General features: G+C 69.4%; 19 protein-coding genes and 1 rRNA gene. 1 reads left to right on the top strand and 19 read right to left on the bottom strand.

Translation table 11 applies throughout. The features are described 5' to 3' along the window. Positions 1-71: 71 nt before the first annotated feature. The 7 genes from der to DZG09_RS13730 all read right to left on the bottom strand — a co-directional run bounded on the left by der (position 72) and on the right by DZG09_RS13730 (position 6,569). Positions 72-1,598: a ribosome biogenesis GTPase Der gene (gene der / locus DZG09_RS13760; protein ID WP_119698342.1), complete on the bottom strand. Its 1,527-nt coding sequence runs from the start codon at positions 1,596-1,598 to the stop codon at positions 72-74. Then, the gene (cmk, locus tag DZG09_RS13755; RefSeq protein ID WP_119698341.1) at positions 1,588-2,283 is read right to left on the bottom strand and encodes a (d)CMP kinase; all 696 of its coding nucleotides are present in this window, start codon (positions 2,281-2,283) and stop codon (positions 1,588-1,590) included. Before cmk ends, der begins: the two co-directional genes overlap by 11 nt. Continuing rightward, positions 2,273-3,403 carry a prephenate dehydrogenase gene (locus DZG09_RS13750; RefSeq protein ID WP_240424044.1) on the bottom strand — a complete coding sequence of 377 codons (1,131 nt, stop codon included), beginning with the start codon at positions 3,401-3,403 and terminating at the stop codon, positions 2,273-2,275. The genes cmk and DZG09_RS13750 overlap by 11 nt, the downstream gene beginning before the upstream one ends. Beyond that, positions 3,396-4,193 (bottom strand): pseudouridine synthase, encoded by a 798-nt coding sequence (locus DZG09_RS13745; protein WP_119698339.1) that lies wholly within the window; start codon positions 4,191-4,193, stop codon positions 3,396-3,398. The genes DZG09_RS13750 and DZG09_RS13745 overlap by 8 nt, the downstream gene beginning before the upstream one ends. Before the next feature lie 115 nt (positions 4,194-4,308). Next, entirely contained in the window at positions 4,309-4,884 is a 576-nt protein-coding gene (scpB, locus tag DZG09_RS13740) for an SMC-Scp complex subunit ScpB (protein ID WP_119698338.1), read from the bottom strand. Continuing rightward, positions 4,874-5,716, bottom strand: coding sequence for a segregation and condensation protein A (locus DZG09_RS13735; RefSeq protein ID WP_420845910.1), 843 nt, complete (start codon positions 5,714-5,716; stop codon positions 4,874-4,876). Before DZG09_RS13735 ends, scpB begins: the two co-directional genes overlap by 11 nt. Beyond that, positions 5,700-6,569 carry a ParA family protein gene (locus tag DZG09_RS13730; protein ID WP_119698336.1) on the bottom strand — a complete coding sequence of 290 codons (870 nt, stop codon included), beginning with the start codon at positions 6,567-6,569 and terminating at the stop codon, positions 5,700-5,702. The genes DZG09_RS13735 and DZG09_RS13730 overlap by 17 nt, the downstream gene beginning before the upstream one ends. A 223-nt stretch (positions 6,570-6,792) precedes the next feature. Between DZG09_RS13730 and DZG09_RS13725 the strand changes: the two genes are divergently transcribed. Beyond that, complete coding sequence (locus tag DZG09_RS13725; RefSeq protein ID WP_119698335.1) at positions 6,793-7,476, top strand: hypothetical protein; 684 nt, start codon at positions 6,793-6,795, stop codon at positions 7,474-7,476. A 158-nt stretch (positions 7,477-7,634) separates the two neighbouring features. Here DZG09_RS13725 and xerD read toward each other — a convergent pair whose 3' ends face one another. The 12 genes from xerD to rrf all read right to left on the bottom strand — a co-directional run bounded on the left by xerD (position 7,635) and on the right by rrf (position 19,326). Continuing rightward, positions 7,635-8,537: a site-specific tyrosine recombinase XerD gene (gene xerD, locus DZG09_RS13720; RefSeq protein WP_119698334.1), complete on the bottom strand. Its 903-nt coding sequence runs from the start codon at positions 8,535-8,537 to the stop codon at positions 7,635-7,637. Between the two features lie 4 nt (positions 8,538-8,541). Beyond that, a complete protein-coding gene (locus DZG09_RS13715; protein WP_240424043.1) occupies positions 8,542-9,102 on the bottom strand; it encodes an NUDIX domain-containing protein in 561 nt (186 codons plus the stop codon). Positions 9,103-9,170: 68 nt separating this feature from the next. Then, a complete protein-coding gene (locus DZG09_RS13710) occupies positions 9,171-10,856 on the bottom strand; it encodes a CTP synthase (protein WP_119698332.1) in 1,686 nt (561 codons plus the stop codon). A 96-nt stretch (positions 10,857-10,952) separates the two neighbouring features. Further along, complete coding sequence (recN, locus tag DZG09_RS13705) at positions 10,953-12,638, bottom strand: DNA repair protein RecN (RefSeq protein WP_119698331.1); 1,686 nt, start codon at positions 12,636-12,638, stop codon at positions 10,953-10,955. Then, on the bottom strand, positions 12,635-13,621 hold the full coding sequence (locus DZG09_RS13700) for an NAD kinase (protein ID WP_119698330.1): 987 nt from the start codon (positions 13,619-13,621) through the stop codon (positions 12,635-12,637). Before DZG09_RS13700 ends, recN begins: the two co-directional genes overlap by 4 nt. 261 nt (positions 13,622-13,882) lie before the next feature. Next, positions 13,883-14,323: an alternative ribosome rescue aminoacyl-tRNA hydrolase ArfB gene (gene arfB, locus DZG09_RS13695; protein ID WP_119698329.1), complete on the bottom strand. Its 441-nt coding sequence runs from the start codon at positions 14,321-14,323 to the stop codon at positions 13,883-13,885. Positions 14,324-14,392: 69 nt separating this feature from the next. Further along, the gene (locus tag DZG09_RS13690) at positions 14,393-15,187 is read right to left on the bottom strand and encodes a TlyA family RNA methyltransferase (RefSeq protein ID WP_119698328.1); all 795 of its coding nucleotides are present in this window, start codon (positions 15,185-15,187) and stop codon (positions 14,393-14,395) included. Further along, complete coding sequence (locus DZG09_RS16655) at positions 15,184-15,345, bottom strand: hypothetical protein (protein ID WP_162893325.1); 162 nt, start codon at positions 15,343-15,345, stop codon at positions 15,184-15,186. The genes DZG09_RS13690 and DZG09_RS16655 overlap by 4 nt, the downstream gene beginning before the upstream one ends. Positions 15,346-15,354: 9 nt before the next feature. Next, on the bottom strand, positions 15,355-16,392 hold the full coding sequence (locus tag DZG09_RS13685) for an HAD-IIA family hydrolase (RefSeq protein ID WP_119698327.1): 1,038 nt from the start codon (positions 16,390-16,392) through the stop codon (positions 15,355-15,357). Then, positions 16,376-17,536, bottom strand: coding sequence for a tetratricopeptide repeat protein (locus DZG09_RS13680; protein WP_119698326.1), 1,161 nt, complete (start codon positions 17,534-17,536; stop codon positions 16,376-16,378). Before DZG09_RS13680 ends, DZG09_RS13685 begins: the two co-directional genes overlap by 17 nt. A 122-nt stretch (positions 17,537-17,658) precedes the next feature. Continuing rightward, positions 17,659-19,020 (bottom strand): hypothetical protein, encoded by a 1,362-nt coding sequence (locus DZG09_RS13675; protein ID WP_119698325.1) that lies wholly within the window; start codon positions 19,018-19,020, stop codon positions 17,659-17,661. Positions 19,021-19,209: 189 nt separating this feature from the next. Further along, positions 19,210-19,326, bottom strand: a 5S ribosomal RNA gene (gene rrf / locus DZG09_RS13670). Positions 19,327-19,455 lie beyond the last annotated feature (129 nt).

The following is a 19,455-nucleotide window of genomic DNA, read 5'->3' as shown; positions in this document are numbered from 1 at the left end:
GCTCCGCTCTGAAATGACGATGGGTGCTCCGAAGCGCGGTTTTCGGAGCACCCATCGTCATTCGGACGGAGTCATCTGCGTTGGCGACGCTCGCGGATGCGCATACTGACCACGATCGGCGTGCCCTCGAAGTCGTACAGCTCGCGCAGGCGACGCTGGATGAACCGACGGTAGCCGGGGTCCAGGAAACCGGTCGTGAACAGCACGAACGTCGGCGGACGCGAACCCGCCTGGGTGCCGAACAGGATGCGCGGCTGCTTGCCGCCGCGCAGCGGGTGCGGGTGCTCCGCCACGAGCTCCGACAGGAACGCATTGAACTTGCCCGTCGGAATGCGGCGGTCCCAGCTCTCCAGCGACTGCTCGAGCGCAGGGACGAGCTTGTCCAGGCGCCGACCGGTCTTCGCCGAGATGTTCACGCGCGGCGCCCACGCCACGTGGGCGAGGTCGCGCTCGATCTCGCGCTCAAGGAAGCGGCGGCGCTCGTTGCGCTCGGCCTCCGGCGTGTCGAGCAGGTCCCACTTGTTGAACGCCAGCACCAGCGCGCGCCCCGCCTGCAGCACCAGTTCGATGATCCGGATGTCCTGCTCGCTGATCGGCTCGCTCACGTCGAGCACGACGACCGCTACCTCTGCCTTCTCAAGTGCGGCGGAGGTGCGCAGCGACGCGTAGAAGTCGGCACCCTGGTGCATGTGCACGCGGCGCCGGATGCCGGCCGTGTCGACCAGCCGCCACGGCTTGCCGCCGAGCTCGACGACCTCGTCGACCGGGTCGCGAGTCGTGCCGGCGAGGTCGTTGACGACCACGCGCTCCTCACCGGCCGCCTTGTTCAGCAGTGACGACTTGCCGACATTCGGCCGCCCGATGATCGCGACGCGGCGCGGACCGCCGATCTCCTCCTTCGCCACGGCGGAGATCTTCGGCATCTTCGTCAGCACGGCGTCGAGCAGGTCGGCCACACCGCGTCCGTGGATCGCGGAGATCGGATGCGGCTCGCCGAGCCCGAGGTTCCACAGTGCTGCGGCCTCCGGCTCGTGCGTTGAGTCGTCGATCTTGTTCGCCACGAGGAACACCGGCTTGCTCGTCTTGCGCAGCATCCGCACGACGTGCTCGTCGGTCGCCGTCGCCCCCGTGATCGCGTCGACGACGAACAGGATCACGTCGGCCAGGTCGATCGCGACCTCGCTCTGCGACGCCACTGACCTGTCGATGCCGCGCGCGTCCGGCTCCCAGCCGCCCGTGTCGACGAGGGAGAAACGTCTGTCGTTCCACTCCGCTTTGTACGTCACACGGTCGCGCGTGACGCCAGGCACATCCTGCACCACGGCCTCGCGGCGCCCCAAGATGCGGTTCACCAGCGCCGACTTGCCGACGTTGGGCCGCCCCACGATCGCCACAACCGGCAGCGCGGGTGAGTACTCCATGCCGAGCTCGTCGACGCGCACACCGGCCAGCAGCGCGGCGTCCTCCTCATCGAGCTCGTAGTCCTCGAGGCTCTGCCTGAGCGATTCGCTGCGCGCCTCGATCAGGTCGTCGTCGAGTTCCGCGATCCGTTCGGCCAGCCGGTCGGGCCCGCCGTCATATTCCTCGTCATCGGCCATGAAGGCCTCCCGTTCGTTGTTCGATCACGCCTCGCACAGCGGCGACCGACTGCTCGAAGTCGAGCTCTGAGGTGTCGACCACGTCGACGCCCCTGTCGCCCTGCGCGAGGGAGAGGGTGTGCGCATCGCTGGCGTCGCGTCGGCTCATCGCCTGCGCGACGTCGCCCGCGTCCGTTTTCAGTTCGAGGCCGCGGCGCTGCGCGCGGATCTGTTCGCTTGCGGTGAGCAGGATCCGCACGGGAGCGTCGGGGGCGACGACCGACGTGATGTCGCGTCCCTCGATGACGACGCCCGGCAGCCCCGACTCGCGTGCCTTGCTCCGGAACCCGTCGTTGAGAGCGTCGCGCACCGCCTGCACGCGAGTGAAGCCCGCGATCGCACCGGTGACCTCCGGGGTCCGGATGGCGTCTGTCACGTCGGTCTCACCGACCATGACGGTGCGGACATCCGGATCGAGCCCGAGCCGCAGGTCGAAGACCTTCAGCGCGTCGAGCACCGCAGACTCGTCGCGCGTGTCCGCACCGGAATCGAGCACGTGCCAGGACAACGCGCGGTACGCGGCGCCGGTGTCGAGGTAGCCGAAGCCGAGGCGACGGGCGATCTCCTTGGAGACGCTCGACTTTCCGCTGCCTGCCGGCCCGTCGATCGCGACGACGGTCACGCCTCCGAAGGCCTCACTCGTCATCGGTGCTCGCAATCCTCCAGCCGCGGGCTTCGAGCCCTTCGACGGTGCCGGTCAGCATGCCCTTGTCCACCGCGATCTCGGCGAGGCCGAGCGGTGCGCCGGGAGAGTGCTCGAGACGGAAGTCCTCGACGTTCACACCGAGCTCGCCCAGATCGCCGAACAGCCCGCCCAGCTGACCCGAGGTGTCGTCGACCATCACGATGAGCGAGGCGAACTCGCGACGCTGGCCGTGCTTTCCCGGCAACCGCTCGACGCCCTCGTTGCCGCGCCGGATGGTCTCGGCGATCACGCGCCGCGACCCCGGCTTCGACGTCTCGCGCAGCGCATCGGCGAGACCGGTGAGGTCGGCGGCGAGCGCGTCGAGGCCTGCGACGACGGAATCGGCGTTGGCCTCGAGGATCTGCACCCACAGCTCGGGAGACGAGTGCGCGATGCGCGTGGTGTCGCGCACGCCCTGCCCCGCCAGCGCGAGCGCGTGCTCGGGGGCGTCGACGAAGCGCGCGGCCATCAGCGACGCGACCACCTGCGGGAGGTGCGAGACGAGCGCGACGGAGCCGTCGTGCTCCTCGGGGCTCATCTCGATCGGCACAGCGCCGACATCGAGCGCGAGGCCCTCGACCACGGCGAGGTCTGCTGCGCGGGTCTCGCCGTCGCGGCAGATCACCCACGGACGTCCGGCGAAGATGTCGCTGCGGGCGGAGATCGCTCCCCCGCGCTCGCGACCCGCCATCGGGTGCGATCCGATGTAGCGCGCCAGGTCGACGCCGCGCCGGCGCAGCTCACGCAGCGGCTGCAGCTTCACGGAGGCGACGTCGGTGACCACCGCGTCGGGAAATGCCGCCAGCTCCGCCTCGACCACGTCGGCCACGACATCCGGAGGCACGCACACCACGACGAGCGACGGCCGGTCGCCGTCATGCGCCGCGCGTCCTGCGCCGTAGTCGATTGCGAGGCGCAGCTGCGCGGGAGAGGTGTCGGCGAGCGCCGCGTCGATGCCGGCGCGGGTCAGCGCATGTCCGACACTCGCACCGAGCAGGCCGGCGCCCACCACGCGCACCGTACCTGAGGTGCGCACGGCGCGCCCCGGCACGGTCCCATCGCGCACGGCGGAATCAGTCACGGGAGTCCTTCTGATCGGTGGTGCTCGACGCATTCTGCGGAGCACCCGTTTCGTGGCGCGACAGTGTCAGAAGCGCGCCTCTCTCCACCTTAGTCAGTTCGCGCGTCCCGCCCGCTGAGAGCGTGCCGAGGTGCAGGGGCCCGAACTGCCGTCTGACCAGCTCGATCACGGGGTGTCCGACGGCCGCCATCATCCGGCGCACGATGCGGTTGCGGCCGGAGTGCAGGGTCAGTTCCACCAGGCTCGTACCGCGGGACGTGTCCAGCAGGCGCGCCTTGTCCGCTTTGATCGGCCCGTCGTCGAGGTCGAATCCGCGCGTGAGCTCGGCGATCGTCTGCGCGGAGACGCTGCCGCGCACCTTCGCGATGTACACCTTCGTGACGCCGTACTTCGGGTGCGCGAGCACCTGGGCCAGCTCGCCGTCGTTGGTGAGCACGAGCAGGCCGCTGGTCTCGGCGTCGAGTCTGCCGACGTTGAACAGCCGTTCTTCCCAGTCGCGGGTGAAGTCGCGCAGATCCGCTCTGCCCCTGTCGTCGTTCATCGAGCTGACGACGCCGGTCGGCTTGTTCAGCATCACGTACCGCTTGGACGTATCGAGCTGCACCGCCTGACCGTCGACGTCGACCAGATCGGCATCCGGATCGATCCGCGTACCCAGCTCGGTGACGACCTCCCCGTTGACGCGCACCCGCCCGCGCGCGATCAGGTCCTCAGAGGCGCGCCGCGAGGCGACCCCGGCATTCGCCATCACCTTCTGCAGGCGCACACCCTCTGTCTCGTTCCGTTCCATCCCCTCATCCTCTCAGCCGCCGCACCCGCTCCGCGCCCGTACCTCTTCATTTCTGGCACTTCTCCGGGTGGGCACAACATCGGAGATGTGCCAGAAATGAAGAATTGCAGACGGATCAGACGAAGTCGTCGAAGCCGTCCGCGCCGTCGTCGAGGAGGGGGGAGATCGGGGGGAGCTCGTCGAGGGAGTTGATGCCCAGCTGCTGCATGAGCAGGCCGGTTGTGCCGTAGTTGATCGCACCGGTCTCCGGGTCGGCGAACTGCTCGGTGATCAGGCCGCGCGCCAGCAGCGTGCGCACCACGGAGTCGACGTTCACCGCGCGGATGGCCGCCACCTGCGAGCGCGTCACCGGCTGCTTGTAGGCGATCACGGCGAGCGTTTCGAGTGCGGCCTGCGACAGCTTGGCCGGCGCCTGCCCGCCGATGTAGTCGGCGACCAGGTCATCGAAGTCCGCCCTGACGTACATCCGCCAGCCGCCTCCGACCTCACGCAGCTCGAAGCCGCGCGGTGTCCCGTCATCAGCGCCGTCATAGTCCGCGACGAGCGACTCGAGCGCCTGCCGAACCGCGGGGACGGGCGCGCCGACAGCCGCGGAGAGCGACACCAGGCCGATCGGCTCGTCTGCGATCATCAGGATCGCCTCGAGCCGTTGCTGCACGGTGCCCCGTTCGAGGGTCGTCTCATCGGTCATACTCTGCCCCCAAGGATGCCAGCGTCTCGTCGGACCAGTGCTCGGCCGTCCACGTCAGCGTCAGCTCGCCCAGCGGCTCCAGCTGCTCGAACGAGATCGCCGCGTGCCGGTACAGTTCCAGCACGGCGATGAACCGCGCAACGACGACTCCCACTTCCTCCGAGCCCGCAGCCAACTCGCGGAAGGACAGCGTCGTCCGCCCGCGCAGAGTGGAGACGACGATCGCCGCCTGCTCTCTGATGCTCACGAGCGGTGCGTGCAGGTGGTCGAGCCCGACACCCGGCAGAGCCTTCGGCGCGAACGCGAGCAGTGCGAGCGCGGCGAACTGATCGAGCGTCAGCGTCCATTTCAGCTCCGGCGTGCGCGAGCGGTGCTTCTGTTCGATCGGCACCTGCCTGGTGTGGCGGCGGTCCTCGCCGTGCAGACGGCCGGCGAACCATCCGGCCGCCTCCTTGAACGCACGGTACTGCAGCAGCCGCGCGAACAGCAGGTCCCTCGCTTCGAGGGCGGCGACCGCCTCCGCGTCCACCAGCTCCCCCTGCGGCAGGAGACCAGCGACCTTCATGTCGAGCAGCGTGACGGCCACGACCAGGAATTCGCTGGCGCGGTCGAGCTCCTCCCCCGTCTCCACGTCGCCGAGGTACGAGATGAACTCGTCGGTGACCTTGCTCAGCGCGATCTCGGTGATGTCCATCTCGTGCTTCGAGATGAGCTGCAGCAGCAGATCGAAGGGGCCGTCGAAGTTCGCCAACGACACCCTGAATCCGGATGATCCAGCCGCGGCCGTGTCATCCGGGAGCTCTTCTCCGATGTCCCTAGGCGACCGCGCCACGGTCGACCAGCTCCCTGGCGAGGCGCAGATACGCCTGTGCCGCCGGATGCTCCGGCGCGAAGTCGATGATCGGAACACCGGAGACGCTCGCATCGGGGAACTTCACGGTTCGCCCGATCACGGTCTCGAACACCTTGTCGCCGAAGGTCTCGACGATGCGCTCGAGCACCTCTCTGGAGTGCAGCGTGCGCGAGTCGTACATGGTCGCGAGCAGCCCGTCGAGCTCCAGCGACGGGTTGAGGCGATCCTGCACCTTCTCGATCGTCTCCACCAGCAGGGCGACGCCGCGCAGCGCGAAGAACTCGCACTCGAGCGGCACCAGCACGCCGTGCGCCGCGGTGAGCGCGTTCACAGTGAGCAGGCCGAGCGACGGCTGGCAGTCGATCAGGATCAGGTCGTACTCCGGTGCGAGCCTGCGCAGCACGTGCGACAGGATCATCTCGCGGGCTACCTCGTTGACGAGATGGACTTCAGCGGCCGACAGATCGATGTTCGCCGGAAGCAGGTCGAGCCCCGGTGTGGCGGTCGGCACGACGACCTCGTGCGGGTCGCGCTTCATGTCGACGAGCAGGTCGTAGATGGTCGGCACGTCGTGCGTCGCCACCCCGAGCCCCGCCGACAGCGCCCCCTGTGGATCGAAGTCGACCGCCAGCACCTTGCGCCCGTAGCTCGCGAACGAGGCCGCCAGGTTGATCGACGTCGTCGTCTTGCCGACGCCGCCCTTCTGGTTGCACAGCGCGACGATGCGGGCCGGGCCGTGGCTGTCGAGCTCCGGCGGAGTCGCGAAGCCGTGGTACGGCCGGCCGGTGGGGCCGAGAATGACCTCGTCACTCTGCTTGTGGGTTTTCGCCACCGATGATCCTCCTGAATCGCGTCCATGTGAGTCTAAACGCGACCAGTCGCCGACGGCGCAGGATCGCCGAGAGCCGACGGGTCCGCACACCGCTGTCTGCCGGATGGGCACGACTCCCCATCGCCCCGCGCGGTCACCGCTGGAAGACTCGTGTCAACAGCAGGCACCAGGTACCGTCGCTCATCCGGAGCAGCGGGGTGCCACCCACCAGGAGGCGATCCAGATGCGCAAGCCCATCCTTCTCACGTCCGCCGTCGCCCTCGCCGCACTCGCGCTGGCCGGCTGCTCGAACCCAGTCGACGACATCGCGGACGAGCAGTCGCAGGAGTCGACGACGGAGGAGACTCCCGCCGAGGACACGGCTGAGGAGCCCGACGAGGCTGAGGAGCCCGAGGCCGACCCCGCCCCTGCCGGGGAGATCGCGGCTCCCGGCACCGAGCTGTCCGTCGGCGACACCGCCACGGTGCTCTGGCCGGACACCGACGACGGCGAGCAGAACGTCAACGTCACCGTCTCCGACGTGTCGAAGGCCGACAAGAGCGACTTCGACGCGATCGACGACGACGACTTCAAGGAGTCGCTCGACGGCTACGACGTCTACTACTTCACCGTCGAGATGGACAAGGCGGAGCCCTTCACCGTGCCGATGGACGGCGAGAGCCCCACCAGTGAGATGTACGCCTTCGACGCGAACGAGAACCGGCTCGGTCCGGTGCGCGTCATCGGCTCGTTCGATGCCTGCGACTCGAACTACATGTCGAGCGAGGAGGACGAGTCGAACTCCGGGATGTCGACGTGCTTCATCTCCGCGATCCCCGAGGGGCAGGAGCCCGGCTACATCGCCTGGGTTGCCGACGAGACCGGCTACGACTACCACGACGGCGAACCGCTGAAGTGGATGATCTGACGCAATGACGAGCGAGGGGCCCGCCATCAGTCGCGGGCCCCTTACGTCACGCCCTGAGCGGCGTCCGACACGGTCGATTCCCAGGCGGATGAGGAGAGCGCGGTGCCGAGAGCCCCTCGACCGATGACAGCGCAGAAAGCGACCGTGTCGGGCGCCGCTCAGCGGGCTCGGGGGTGCGCTGTCGTGTACATGTCCCGCAACGTATCGGCCGTGACGTGCGTGTAGATCTGGGTCGTCGCGACCGACGAATGTCCGAGCAGCTCCTGCACGACGCGCACATCGGCGCCTCCCTGCAGCAGGTGCGTAGCGAACGAGTGCCGGAGCGTGTGAGGTGAGACGTGCTCCGTCAGCTGCGCCTTCTCCGCCGCGGCTCGGATCACGAGCCACGCGCTCTGGCGCGACAGCGGCGCCCCGCGCGCTCCGAGGAACAGCTTCGAGGTGCCCCTCCCCTTCGCGGCGAGCGCAGGGCGCACCCTGGTGAGATACGCCGCAACCGCGTCGCGGGCGAACGACCCGACCGGAACGATGCGCTCCTTGTCGCCTTTGCCTCGCAACCGGATGATGTCGTCGTGCGCCGCGTCGTCGACGTCGAGGCTGATCGCCTCCGACACGCGCGCACCCGTCGCATAGAGCAGCTCGAGCAGGGCACGATCCCGGATGCCGACGGGCTCATCCTCGCTCGGCGCGCGCAGCAGTCGCTCCACCTGCTCGATCGTGAGCGCCTTCGGCAGCGTCGTCGGCTGCTTCGGGGGTTTCAGCCTTCCCGTCGGATCATCCGGTGTGTGTCCCTCTCGCGCCAAGAAGCGGTGCAGTCCGCGCACGGACGACTGCATCCGCGCCAGAGACGACGGCGCAGCAGGAGGCTCGGCGGACGCGAGGTCGGCGGCGAATTCCGCGACATGCTCTGCGGTGACGGCCGTCGCGTCCGTGACTCCGTGCCCGACCAGCCACGCAGCGTAGCCTGCGAGATCGCGTTGGTAGGCGGCCACGGTGTGGTCACTCAGCCCGCGCTCGATCGTGACGTGCCGCAGGTAGGCGTCGACCGCGCGCTCGATGCGCATGGCGCTACTGGCGCAGCCGATCGGCCGCCGTCAGCAGCCCGAGCGCGGTCGTCGCGTTCACGAACCTGCCGTCTCGCACGGCACGGATCGCGTCAGGCAGCGGAAGCCATTCGACCCGGATGTCCGCTTCCTCCGCGTCGCGCGGGTACGGCTCGTCTGTGCGGTCCAGACCCGTGGCGAGGTAGATCAGAATGCGCTCATTGCTTCCACCGGGCGTGAGCGCGAACTCGCCAAGCAGCGACCAGTCGCTCGCGGTGAGGTCCGCCTCCTCTGCCAGCTCCCGTCTAGCTGTCTCGACCGGCTGCTCGCCGGGCACATCGCGCAGGCCGGCCGGGATCTCCCAGTCACGGGCCTGCAGCGGATGGCGGTACTGCTGCAGCAGGAGCACCCTGTCACGGTCGTCGATCGCGACGACGGCGACCGCCCCCGGATGGTCGACGTAGTGCCGCACCAGCTCGTTGCCGCCGTATCGCAGTCGATCCTCGACGACGTCCCACACCCGACCGGTGTACCCCGTGCGGGTGTCGACGACCTCCACGCCGAACGGTTCGTCCCTCAGCTCCACTGCTCTCCCCTCGATCCGGCTGCGACTCCCCGTCAGAGGCCGGATGCCGATGCTGGCCCTGTCTCCTGTCAGTCTTCGTCCTCGAACAGCTCGCTCGCCCTGTGTCGCTCGAGCGCCGCGCCGACGAGACCGTTGAAAAGGGGGTGCGGGGCTGTCGGGCGTGAGCGCAGCTCGGGGTGCGCCTGAGTGGCGACGTAGTACGGGTGCGTCTCACGCGGCAGCTCGACGAACTCGACGAGGTCGAGATCGGGGTTGATCCCTGAGAAGACGAGCCCTGCCTCGGCAAGCTGATCGCGGTAGGTGTTGTTGACCTCGTAGCGGTGGCGGTGCCGCTCTGCCACGTCCGTCGCACCATAGGTCTCGGCCGCGAGAGAGCCCTCCGCGAGCTTGGCAGGGTAGAGCCCGAGACGCATGGTGCCGCCCAGGTCGCCGCCGTCGAGCACCTCGACCTGCTCGGCCATCGTGGCGATGACGGGCGTGGTCGTCCCCGGGTCGAACTCGCTCGAGGATGCACCGGCCAGGCCGGCCACATTGCGCGCGTACTCGATCACCATGCACTGCATGCCGAGGCACAGCCCGAGCGCCGGGATGCCCTGCTCGCGGGCGAAGCGGAGCGCACCGAGCTTGCCTTCGATGCCCCGGATGCCGAAGCCGCCGGGTACGCAGATGCCGTCCAGGTCCGCAAGGCGCTCGCGCGCGCCCTGCGGCGTCTCGCACTCGTCGGACGGGATCCAGCGGATGCTGACCTTCGTCTCGTGTGCGAAGCCGCCTGCCTTGATGGCTTCGGTGACCGACAGGTAGGCGTCCGGAAGATCAATGTACTTGCCGACCAGACCGATTGTGACCTCGTGCTTCGGGTTGTGCACGGCTGCGAGCACTCGCTGCCATCTGGTCCAGTCGACGTCGGTCGCCTTGGTGAGGCCGAGACGGCGCACGATGTGCGAGTCGAGGCGCTGAGTGTGCAGCGTCGAAGGGATGTCGTAGATGCTCGGGAGATCGACCGTGTTGACGACGCCGTCGACCTCGACGTCGCACATCAGGGCGATCTTGCGCATGTTCGCCTCGGTGACCGGACGATCGCTGCGCAGCACCAGCGCATCCGGTTGGATGCCGACCTGACGGAGGGCGGCGACGGAGTGCTGAGTCGGTTTGGTCTTCTGCTCGCCCGATGCCCCCATGAACGGCACCAGCGACACGTGCACGAAGAAGACGTTGTCGCGGCCCAGCTCGTGGCGCAGCTGACGGGCCGACTCGAGGAACGGCTGCGACTCGATGTCGCCGACCGTGCCTCCGACCTCGGTGATGATGACGTCAGGCTGCGGATCGTCCTGAGCCTGCAGACGCATCCGGCGTTTGATCTCGTCGGTGATGTGCGGAATCACCTGCACGGTGTCGCCGAGGTACTCGCCGCGGCGCTCGCGCTCGATCACCTTGGAGTAGATCTGACCGGTGGTCACGTTCGCGGCGGCGGAGAGGTTGATCCCGAGGAAGCGCTCGTAATGGCCGATGTCGAGATCGGTCTCCGCTCCGTCATCCGTGACGAACACCTCGCCGTGCTGGAACGGGTTCATCGTTCCCGGATCGACGTTCAGATACGGGTCGAGCTTCTGCATCACGACGTGCATGCCGCGTGCCGTCAGAAGATTGCCGAGACTCGCAGCCGTGAGGCCCTTGCCGAGCGAGGAGACCACACCGCCCGTCACGAAGATCTGCTTGGTGGTCTTGCCCGTGGGGCCAGCGTCGGAAGTCTGCATCACGGGCTTCAATCCTAACGGTCGAATTCGGCTTGACGATCATCCTGGCACGAAACGCGCCTGAGTTTCTGCCCTGCATAGTGCGCAGGGCGCGGCTCAGACCGTTGCGGAAGCGAGGAGCTCGCGGGCGTGGGTGAGCGCGGCTCCCGAGTCGGACATACCGGAGAGCAGGCGGGCCATCTCCGCCTCGCGCTCCTCGCCCGACAGCGCGCGCACGCTCGAGGTCGTGACGGTGCCGTCCGAGGCCTTCACGACCGAGAGATGGTTGTTCGCGAAGGCCGCGACCTGGGCGAGGTGCGTGACGGCGATCACCTGTGAGCGCTCGGCGAGTCGCGCCAGTCTGCGGCCCACCTCGATCGCCGCTGCCCCTCCGATGCCCGCGTCGACCTCGTCGAACACGAACGTCGGCACCGGGTCGGTCTCGGCGATGACCACCTCGATCGCGAGCATCACGCGGCTGAGCTCACCGCCCGACGCGCCTTTGGACACCGGTCGCGGTTCCGCCCCCGGATGCGGTGCCAGCAGGAAGGAGACCTCATCGCGGCCGTGCGTCGATTCCTGCGTCTGCCCGACTCTCACGGTCAGCTCGGCGTCCGGCATGGCGAGCGCGTGCAGCTCATCGGTCACGGCGGCGGACAGTCGGCCCGCCGCCTCCGCACGCGCCGCAGTCAGCCGCGTCGCACGCTCGTCGAGGACCTCGCGCGCTTCGTCGCGCAATCCGGCCAGGCGTTCGACGCGTTCGCCGTCGTCGTCGAGCTCCGAGAGCCTCGCCGACCCGGTCTCGAGCAGCGCGATCGCCTCATCGAGCGAACCGTGGCTGCGCGCGAGCGCATTCACCGCGGCCCTGCGCTCCTCGACGGCCGCGAGCTCCGCCGGGCCCTGCTCATCGAGGTCGGCGAGGAAGCTCGACAGCTCGATGGCGAGGTCGGCCGTGCGGTACCCGATCTCTGCGACCTGTTCCGCGATGCCGGTCAGCGCCGGATCCGCCGCACGCTCAAGCTCTCGGCGGGCTTTTGCGAGCAGGCCGGAGACATCCGGTGCGTCCTCTTCACTCGAGAGCGCCTCGCGTGCGGCGGCGGCGGCGGCCCGCAGCTGCTCGGCGTTGGCCAACCGTTCGGCGCGCGCTGCGAGGTCCGCGTCCTCCCCTGGTTCCGGATCGACCTGCTCGATCTCCGCGAGGGTGTCGCGCAGTCGCTCCGCTTCCTCCGCACGAGCATCGCGCTGTTCGACGAGCCTCGACAGCTCGGCGTCGACGGTGCGCCAGGCCTCGTACGCCTCCGCGTAGGCCGTGCGGGGTGTGCGCACGGCCTCACCGCCGAAACGGTCCAGCGCGTCGCGCTGAGCCGCCTGCGACTTCAGCCGCAGCTGCTCCGACTGCCCGTGCACGACCACGAGGTGCTCGGCGAGGTCGCCCAGCACTCCGGCAGGGGCGCCGCGCCCGCCGACGCTCGCCCTGCTGCGCCCCTCGGCCGAGATCGTGCGGCCGAGGAAGAGCTCGCCTCGTCCTTGCCCGATCGGCTCGACTTCGCCGCCCGCCTCCTGCACGCGCTCGACGACCGGCCCGGTGCCCGGCACATTCCACACACCGTCGACCGAGGCCTGCGCCGCGCCCTTGCGCACAGCACCCGAGTCGGCTCGAGCGCCGAGCAGCAGCCCCAGTCCCGTCACGACCATCGTCTTGCCTGCGCCCGTCTCACCGGTCACTGCGGTGAATCCCGTTCCGAACGGCATCGTGGCCTCGGCGATCACGCCGAGGTCGCGCAGTCGCATCTGCTCGATCACTCCGGCTCCTCGCTCCCTTCCATCGTCGCGTGATCATCCGCAACCGGAATCACGCTCACGGACGTCGTCATCATGGTTCCGGTCGGCCCTCGCCAGCCCTGCACAGGCAGCTGGAATTTCCGCACCAGCCGATCCGTGAACGCCGCCGGGTGCAGCCGCGCCAGCCGCACGGGCTTCGACGAGCGCCTGACCGACACCCGTGCTCCGTCCGGCAGCGGGTACGTGCGGCGCCCGTCGCACCACAGCACGCCCGAGCCTCCCATGGAGTTCTGCAGCTCGAGCGCGACGGCATGCTCCGGTCCGACCACGAGGGGGCGGGCGAACAGCGCGTGCGCCGACACCGGCACGACGGTGATCGCCTGCACGGTCGGCCACACGACGGGGCCGCCCGCTGAGAAGCCGTACGCGGTCGACCCGGTCGGCGTCGCGATCACGACCCCGTCTGCGCCGAAGCTCGACAGCGGGCGCCTGTCCACCTCGAGGACGACGTCGATCATCCGGCCTGGGCTGTCCTTCTCGATCGACGCCTCGTTCAGTGCGAAGCTCTTGAATACGACTCGCCCCGCGCCGTCGCGCACCTTGACGGCGAGTGCGAGCCGCTCCTCGACCTCGTAGTCGCCTGCGACGGCGCGCGCGACGGCGGCGTCCATGTTGTCGCGTTCGATCTCGGCGAGGAAGCCGACGTGGCCCATGTTGATGCCGAGAACGGGAGCCGTCCCTTCTCGCACCAGTTCCGCCGCGCGGAGGATCGTACCGTCGCCGCCGAGCACAATGGCCAGGTCGACGTCGGCGACCGGGATGTCGTCGCCCAGCACCGCAACGTCGCCCAGCACCGGAGCGACCTCGGCGAGTGCCGTGCGGTCGGCGTGCTCCATCACGGGCGTGGCGCCGGAGCGCCGCAGGGTGTCGACCACCCGCACAGCGGCATCGACGGTATCGTCACGATGCGCGTGCGCCACTACCAGGATCCTGCGCTCAGCCATCGTCCGCTCCGCTCTCTCCCGCATTCGACACGTCTACCCATTGTGTCGGATCCGCGGGGCTCCGTCGCGTTCTGCACAGGCGGTTCGCTCCCCGGTGCGGCCTTCGCACGCTCCTGAGAGGGCATCCTCCGCGATGGCCGCGCCGTCCACGACGATCATCCGGTCTCTGATCTCGCGGGCGAATCCGATCCCCTATGTCTCTTCAGAGCTCGAACGGCGCGAGGGACCTGTCGGTCAGGACGACGCAGCAGACCGACGTGCTCATTCCTGGCCTGGCCGTCGTCTGGTCCGTTTGGTCTCACCCCGCAACCGTTTTCCCTCAAGACGACGGCGCTGAGATCCCCGTGTGGGGCGCGTCGGGCGCCGTGTGATCTCCGGTGCCACGGCTTCGCGCAGCAGCTCGGCGAGGCGCCGCCGCGCCGCGACCCGATTGCGTCGTTGGGCGCGCTCCTCGGAGGAGTCGACGGTGAGCACGGTTCCGTTCAGCCGGTTCGCCAGGCGCTCGAGCACGCGGGAGCGCTGCACCTCGTCGAGGGCGGATGTCGAGGCCAGATCCAGACTGAGCTGCACACGGGAATCGGCGGTGTTCACACCCTGACCGCCGGGGCCAGATGATCTCGAGAACTGCTCGACCAGCTCCGCCGCCGGTATCAGAAGACCGCGCGGCGCCCCGGGCCCTGAGGGAACCAGCAGATCATCCATGCCACCAGTGTCCCCCGTCCCGGCGATGTTCGGCGCCCCTCTGACAGCCCTGACTCGGAGAAGGAGCGTCTATCGCGCGGCTGCGTCGATCTCATCGGTCCAGTCGCGCGGCGCGACGCCGGGGGCGAGATGGAGCAGGATCTCGCGATTGCCGTGCGCGCCGCGTATCGGCGACGGCAGCACGCCCCGCGTGCCGAGGCCGAGGGAGGCCGCGGCGTCGATGACGTCGCGCACCGCGGCGACACGCAGCTCGGGTTCGACGACGATGCCCTCGCGGATACCGGTGCGGCCGACCTCGAACTGCGGCTTCACCAGCAGCACGACATCGCGGTCCGCGCGCTTCGGCAGCGCCTCCGCAACAGCCGGAAGCACGTGCCGCAGCGAGATGAACGACAGGTCGCCGGTGATGAGCGTCGGCCGCTCGCCGACGCCGCTGCTCTCGGCCAGTGATTCCGGCGTCATCCGGCGCACGTTGTACCCTTCGACCGCGCGCACGCCGTCGTCCGCTGCCACGGCGGCCGCGAGCTGGTCGTGCCCGACGTCGACCGCGATGACCGTGCGGGCGCCGCGCTCGCGCAGCACCTGTGTGAACCCGCCGGTCGACGCCCCCATGTCGAGCGCAACGCGGTCGGCGGCATCGATGCCGAAGCCGTCGAGTGCGGCGATCAGTTTGTGGGCGCCGCGGCTGACGTAGTGGTCTCCTCCGTCGATCCGAATGTCGGATGTCGGATCGACGCGCTGTGCCGGCTTCGCGGCAGTCCTTCCGTCGACGCGCACCGAACCGTCTGAGATGAGAGAAGCGGCGTGCGTGCGTGAACGGGCGAGACCGCGCGCGGCGAGCTCGGCGTCGAGCCGTGCGCTCATGCCTCGCCGGGCGCCTGCTCAAGGCGCTGAGCGAGTTCGGTGTGCAGCGCGCGGTATGCCTCGGCGCGTTCGACGAGCGGCTGGCCCTCGATCACGCGCACTCGGCTGACCAGCACGCCGTCCTCTCCGGCGCCCCCATCCTCTTCGCTGCCCTGCATGGAGCCAGGCTACCTCTGACGGTGGAACGGATCGGCATACAGACGCTCAGGCACGCGGAATCCGAAGATCTGCCTGCCGGTGTCCCAGATGCCGTGCGCAGCCGCTCGCAGCAGGTCGATCTCGCGGCCCTCGGAGAGGATCCGGATGTCGGGACCGTCGATCTCCACGGACGCGTCGCCGACCGTCGTCACGTTTCCGCTGCGGCGGACGAGCGGATACGGCTCGAAGAGCTCGCGCATATCGCCGACGATGTAGGTCGGGCGCGCGTTCGCCGCCGCAGCGAGCACGTGCTTAGGACGGTCGATCCCGGTGAGCACGAGCGCGGAGTCGACGCCGGCGGCCTGAGCGCCCTGGACGTCGGTATCGAGCCGGTCGCCGATCATGAGCGGCCGGCGGGCCGAGAAGCGCTCCACCGCCGCATGGAAGATCGGCGCCTCCGGTTTGCCCGCGACTTCGGCGAGCCGCCCCACCGCGGTGTGCACGGCCGAGACGAGGGTGCCGTTGCCCGGGGCGATGCCGCGCGCCCGCGGTAGCGTCCAGTCGGTGTTGGTGGCGATCCAGGGAATGCCCCCGGCGTCCTCCGGTTCGGCGAGCGCGAAGGCCGCCTCAGCGAGATCGGTCCATGCCACATCGGGTGAGAAGCCCTGCACGACGGCCGCCGGGGCGTCCTCCGCGCTGCGGGTCACGGTGTACCCCGCCTTATGGAGCTCGTCGACGAGCCCGTCGCCGCCGACGACCATGATGGTCGCGCCGTCCGCGACCTTCTCCGCCAGCAGCGCGACCGCCGCTTGAGGGCTGGTGACCACGTCATCCGGGCGTGTGTCGAGACCCAGCTCGCGCAGATGCTCGGCAACCGCGGCATCGGTCCTCGAGGCGTTGTTGGTGATGTAGCCGAGCCGACGCCCCTCCGCTGCGGCGCGGTTCAGGCTCTCCACCGCGTGCGGGAGCGCTCCGTCGCCCGCGTAGACGACGCCGTCGAGATCGTTGAGGACGACGTCGACGCCGTCGAGGGGCGCCGGCCCCTTCTTCTTAGAAAAGAGCGCCATCGGGTCGCTCGTCCCCCTTCTGCGCGTCGGTGCCCGCTGCGGGCTGCTCCTCGTGCTCCGCCTCGGCAGCCGCCGGCTGCGCGTCGGCGCCGGCGGGCTCGTCGATTCCCGCCTCGACCAGGATCTCGCTCACTTCGTCCTCGACGGCGACATCCGGATCGGGCGCGGCGTCCGAGTCCGCACCCTTTGCGCTGTCATCGGCCGCGTTCGCGGATTCGTCTTCGATGTCGCCGTGCTCTTCGTCCGCAGAGTCATGGCCACCGCCGGCGGGGGCGATGACGTCGTCGTGCTCCACCGGATCGGCCGGATCCATCGCTGCGGTCTCGGCGGCGTCGGAGTCGCCGTCCTGTACGAGGCCGCTTTCAGCGTCGAGCACGACTGCGCGGTTCTCTTCGGCCGCGGAGGCGGCGGCGTCCTCAACCGGCCCATCGTCGCGCTCCGCGGAGACGGTCGGGGCCGTCGACCCGTCGACGACCGCTGCCGCGCCCTCGTCCGTCTCAGCACCAGCGGGAGCGACTCCGTCTGCGGAGGCGTCCGATGTCCCGTTCTTCCCGTCCTCATCGACCTCCATCTCGGAGATCTCCATCTCGGGGATCTCCTCGACGATGAGCTCGTCGTCGCGGGCCAACTCCTGCGCGATGGCCTCAGCGGCGACATCGGCGCGGCGTGCCCATTCCTCCGCCTCGTCTGTGAGGCCGAGGTCCTCCAGCACGGCGGCGCGCGCGGCGAACAGACCGGGGCTCCAGGAATACGCCAGGTCCGGATCGAGCTCGTTGATGTCGAGTTCGGCCAGTGCCAGCTCTGTCTGGCCGAGGTCGAGGCGCGCGCCCGACATGGCGATGGCCAGCTGCACGCGCTGAGCGGTATCGAGCTCGTCGCGCTGGGCTCCCGTGCCCTCCTCGAGTGCCTTCTCGGGGCGTCCCACTCCGCGCTCGGAGTCGACGATCATGGCGATGTGCTCGTTGCGGCCCGTGATGCGGCGCAGAGTGCGCAGTTCGCGGAGCGTCAACGAGAAGTCACCCGTCCGGTAGGCCGTGATCGCCAGCGTCTCTCTGGCAACGGCGACGCGTCCCGCGTGTCGGACTGCCGCCTGGGCATGCTCGTGAGCCAGCGCAGCGTTCTCGTCGATCTCGCGGGCCGCCATCGCGAGGTGACGTGCGACGCGCTCGGCGTTCTCCTTGCTCAGTGTCTTGAGTTCGTTGCGCGCTCCTGAGGGCAGCTCCCGCGGCTCGACGTCGTCCGGGAGGAACGGGTCGCGCCCGCTGCTCAGCCGATCGTCGTCTCGAGAATCGTCGCGAGTGCGATCGACGCCCCTGCCCGGCGCTCGTCCTTCGCGATCGTCGAACCTGCGGTCACCGCCTCCTCGCCGACCACGATCATCCGATCGGCCGCCGAAGCGACCTTCCCGGCCGCCACGGTCACCGGCACCGCGGCCACCGCGGTCGTCGCGGCCGCCGAAGGAGCGCTCCCCCCGGCTGTCCGCGCGCCCGCCGCTGCCCTGGCCGCCGCGCCCGCCGCGTTCATCGGCACGGCGATCCCCACGGCGGTCGTTCCGGTCTCCCCCGCGATCGTTCGTGCGATCGGCAGGCCGTCCGCCTCGGTTGTCGTCACGCCCGCCGGTGCCGCGCTCTGCATCCCGCGCTCCGCGGTCGCCGAACCGCCGCTCGCCGCCGCGTTCGTCGCGACCGCTGTAGCGCTGCCCCGTGCCGCGCTCGTCACGCCCCCCGTAGCCCCGACCATCACGGCTGCCGGGGCCCTGACCGCCGCTGCGCTCGTCCCTGCCTCCGTATCGACGCTCGCCACCGCGCTCGTCACGCCCGCCGTAGCCTCGGCCGACGCCGCGACCATCACGGCCGTTGGAACTCTGACCACCGCTGCGCTCATCACGACCGCCGAGACGACGATCACCAGCGCGATCATCGCGACCGCCGTAGCGCCGCCCGGTGCCGCGCTGTTCGCCGTCGCCGTGGCCCCGACCGTCACGACCGCTGGAGCCCTGTCCACCGCCACGATCGTCGCGATCGCCGTGGCGCCGACCGGCATCGCGCGCAGGCCGTTCGGCGCTGCCGCGGTATCCGCCACGAGCGTCCCGGCCGCGGCCTGCGCCTCCGCTGTCTCTGCTGCGATCTCCGCCGCGATCGTCACGATCACGGAATCCACGGTCGTCGTCTCGTCCGTCGTATGACCGCCGGTCCGATGCCCCGCCTCCGTCGTTGCGGAACGAACGAGCCGCACCACTGCTGCCGCGACCGCCGGAGCGATCAGACTGCCCTGCAGAGTGGCGGGGCGCGCCGCGGTCGCCGTAGCGACGTTCGCCGTCGTCGCGACGAGAACCGCTTCGTTCGTCTCTGCTCGAGGAACGGCGCTCTGGGTCGCGACCGCCGCTGCGCGCATCACGATCGCCGAAACGACCACTGCGGCCGCCATCCCATCCGTCAGATCCGCGGTGGCCACGTCCGCCGTCGCGGCCGGAACCATCACGACCACCAGCGGCACGACCATCTCGGCCTCCGGATGAGCCACCGCGCGAGGGACGGTCACCGCCGGCCGCACGCCGATCGCCCGAGTCGCGCTCGGCACCGGTGCGGCGCTGCTGTCGTCCGTCGTCGCCGGAGCGGCGGTTGTCACGCTCAGTGTTGTCCGTCATGGCCTCGTCCCTCATCTACGGCTGTGAAAGCACCGTACCGCTGTTGTGTTGTGATTGCGTTCACAGCCGATAGGCGCAGGTCGCCCTGCCGACGCGACTGTGCATGCGCGGAAGACGTCGTGAACGCAGAAAAGCCCGCCTCAAAGGGGGCGGGCTTTTCTGTAAGGGTGTTTCGGCGGTGTCCTACTCTCCCACACCCTCCCGGGTGCAGTACCATCGGCGCTGGGAGGCTTAGCTTCCGGGTTCGGAATGTGACCGGGCGTTTCCCTCTCGCTATGACCACCGAAAATATTTCGATGTGTCCCCCCTTTTGTGGTGAGGCCACGCGGAGGGGTGGTCTCAGAGGGGGGTGGGTGCCCGTACATCGGGAACCACAAAGTGGACGCGAGCGCTCGCAAGAGCAGTGAAGAAGTTTG

This window comes from Microbacterium halotolerans (genome assembly GCF_003569805.1).
Lineage (GTDB): Bacteria > Actinomycetota > Actinomycetes > Actinomycetales > Microbacteriaceae > Microbacterium > Microbacterium halotolerans.
The sequence above is the reverse complement of the archived record's forward strand: the minus strand, read 5'-3'. Positions and strand labels throughout refer to the sequence as shown.